This is a genomic window from Variovorax sp. 01T439_2 (assembly GCF_056398445.1).
Genome location: NZ_JBFTPJ010000807.1, coordinates 1 through 2,766, shown reverse-complemented (window position 1 = coordinate 2,766; position 2,766 = coordinate 1). Strand labels below are relative to the sequence as shown.

1 protein-coding gene and 1 pseudogene are annotated in these 2,766 nt (G+C 70.4%); both read left to right on the top strand.

What is annotated here, in order from left to right:
• Positions 1-2,451: thioester reductase domain-containing protein (locus tag AC1DOC_RS28095; RefSeq protein ID WP_478130960.1), on the top strand; the 2,451-nt coding region annotated here is incomplete at its 5' end.
• A gap of 18 nt (positions 2,452-2,469) precedes the next feature.
• Positions 2,470-2,766: pseudogene (locus AC1DOC_RS28090) on the top strand (glycosyltransferase); the annotation flags it as partial.

Below are 2,766 nucleotides of genomic sequence, written 5' to 3'. Positions count from 1 at the left end.
GGCTCCACCGGCGTGCCCAAGGGCGTGGTGGTGCCGCATGCAGGCCTGGGCAGCCTGGGCGCCGCCATGATGGAGCGGCTTGCGATCACGCCGGATTCGCGCGTGCTGCAGTTCTCTTCCAGCGGCTTCRATGCTTCCGTGATGGACCAGCTGATGGCCTTCCACGCCGGCGCCGCGCTGGTGCTTCCCGCGGCGCAGCCGCTGCTGGGCACGGACTTGGCCGAGCTACTCGAGAGGCAGGCCATCAGCCACGCGCTGATTCCGCCTGCCGCGCTGGCTACCTTGCCGCCAGGCGAATTTCCGCGGTTGCAGACGCTGGTGGTGGGCGGCGACGCCTGCCCCGCGGCGCTGGCCGCGCGCTGGTCGCAGGGCCGCCGCATGATCAACGCCTACGGCCCGACCGAGATCACCATCTGCGCGAGCATGAGCGCGCCGATGAATGCGACGGAACCGCCCTCCATCGGCCAGCCGGTCTGGAACACGCGCATGTACGTGCTCGACGACAGCCTGCGGCCGGTGCCGCCCGGTGTTGCGGGCGAGCTGTACATCGCCGGCAGCGGCGTGGCGCGCGGCTACCTCAAGCGGCCCGTGCTGAGCGCCGAACGCTTCATTGCCAATCCGTATGGCGAGCCCGGCAGCCGCATGTACCGCAGCGGCGACCTCGCGCGCTGGCGCAGCGACGGCAGCCTCGACTTCCTGGGCCGCGCCGACCAGCAGGTGAAGATCCGCGGCTTCCGCATCGAGCCCGGGGAGATCGAGTCGGTGCTGCTGAAGCATCCGCAGGTGACGCAGGCCGCCGTGGTCGTGCGCGAGGACATCCCGGGCGACAAGCGCCTGGTGGCCTACTTTGCCGCCGCCCCCGATCCGCAGCCGGTCGAGCTGCGCGCGCACATGGCGAAGGCGCTGCCCGACTACATGGTGCCCTCGGCCTTCGTGCACCTGCCGTCGCTGCCGCTGACACCGAGCGGCAAGCTCGACCGCAAGGCGCTGCCCGCACCCGAGCAGCAGCAGGCCGGCGCGCAGTACGTGGCACCGCGCACGGCCACCGAGAAGCTGCTTGCGGGCCTGTGGGCCGAGACGCTGCAGCTGCAGCGCATCGGCATCCACGACAACTTCTTCGAGATCGGCGGCCATTCGCTGATGGCGATCCAGCTCGGCATGCGCATCCGCCAGCAGCTGCGCGCGGACTTCCCGCATGCCGAGGTCTACAACCGCCCCTCGATTGCCGAGCTGGCCGCATGGATCGACGACAACGCCGGCGGTGGGGCCGAGGCGCTGGACCTGTCGCGCGAACTCGAATTGCCCGCGCACATCCGACCGCAGGGCACCGTGCCGGCGCTGGCACCGAAGCGCGTGTTCCTCACCGGCGCCAGCGGCTTCGTCGGCAGCCACCTGCTGGCCGCCTTGCTGCGCGGCACCACGGCCTGCGTGGTGTGCCATGTGCGCGCCGAGGACGCGCAGGCCGGCGAGCTTCGCCTCAAGCGCACGCTGGCCCAGCGCCGGCTGGGCGCGGTATGGGACGACGCGCGCATCCAGGTCGTGACCGGCGACCTCGGCAAGCCGCGCCTGGGCCTGGACGAGCACGCCGTGCATCTGGTGCAGGACGGCTGCGATGCCATCTACCACTGCGCCGCGCAGGTCGACTTTTTGCATCCGTATGCGAGCCTCAAGCCCGCGAACGTCGACAGCGTGGTCACGCTGCTCGAATGGACGGCGCAAGGCCGCGCGAAGAGCATGCACTACGTCTCCACGCTCGCGGTGATCGACCAGAACAACAAGGAAGACACCATCACCGAGCAATCGGCGCTGGCCTCTTGGAGCGGGCTGGTCGACGGCTACAGCCAGAGCAAGTGGGTCGGCGATGCGCTGGCCCGCGAGGCGCAGGCGCGGGGCATGCCGGTGGCCATCTACCGGCTCGGGGCCGTCACCGGCGACCACGCGCATGCGATCTGCAACGCCGACGACCTGATCTGGCGCGTGGCGCATCTCTATGCCGACCTGGAAGCGATTCCCGACATGGACCTGCCGCTCAACCTCACGCCGGTGGACGACGTGGCGCGCRCCATCCTCGGCCTCGCGGCGCAGCAGGCCTCATGGGGCCAGGTGTTCCACCTGACGAGCCAGGAGGCGCTGCGGGTGCGCGACATTCCGCCGGTCTTCGAGCGCATGGGCATGCGGCTGGAGCCCGTGGCGCTCGAGCCCTGGCTGCAGCGCGCGCACCAGAGGCTGGCCACCGTGCAGGACCGCGACCTGGCCGCGGTGCTCGCGATCCTCGACCGCTACGACACCTCGGCCACGCCGCCGCAGGTGAGCGGCGCCGCCACGCATGCGCAGCTCGAAGCCATTGGCGCGCCGATCCGCCCGGTGGACCGCGAGCTGCTGCAGCGCTACTTCATCGACCTGGGCATCGACACCAAGGCGCGCCGCGCCGCGGAAACCACCACTTCATAGGAAGGAGCAAGAACGCAAATGGCAAGCTATCTCATCGCAGCCACCGCCTTGCCGGGCCACGTGCTGCCGATGCTCGCGATCGCGCAGCATCTCGTGGGCCTCGGCCACGAGGTGCGGGTGCACACCGCGAGCCAGTTCAGGGCGCAGGCCGAGGCCACCGGCGCAGGCTTCACGCCGTTCGCACCCGCGATCGACCACGACTACCGCGACCTCGACAAGCGCTTTCCCGAGCGCCAGCGCCTGTCGTCCGCGCATGCGCAGCTGTGCTTCGGCCTCAAGCATTTCTTTGCCGATGCCATGGCCGCGCAGCACGTG